The organism is Erwinia sp. PsM31 (genome assembly GCF_030433775.1).
GTDB lineage: Bacteria > Pseudomonadota > Gammaproteobacteria > Enterobacterales > Enterobacteriaceae > Erwinia > Erwinia aeris.
The window spans coordinates 1-267 of sequence record NZ_JARUWZ010000089.1 but is presented as its reverse complement, the minus strand read 5'-3'; the positions used below and the strand labels follow the sequence as shown (position 1 = coordinate 267).

General features: G+C 63.3%; 1 protein-coding gene. It reads left to right on the top strand.

The window, feature by feature from the left end; all coding sequences use genetic code 11:
• Positions 1–37: 37 nt before the first annotated feature.
• Positions 38–267 (top strand): c-type cytochrome (locus tag QCD69_RS22585; RefSeq protein WP_301253581.1); only part of this gene is annotated, 230 nt, incomplete at its 3' end.

Here is a 267-nt window from a genome sequence, read left to right as displayed (position 1 = left end):
TCTGACGCCCGCCTTCATCGACGCCAAGGGAGCCACCATGAACAAGCGCCAGACACGCCTCTTCGCCATCGTCGCCACGGCCATCTCGGCCGCCGTGTTCCTCATCCTCACCTTCGACAGCCACCGCCAGTTCGACCGACTGACCAACGCCGAGTCCATCACGCCGGCCGTCACGCACGGCAAGAACGTCTGGCACAAGAACAACTGCATCAACTGCCACACCATCTTCGGCGAGGGCGCCTACTACGCGCCCGACCTCACGAAGAT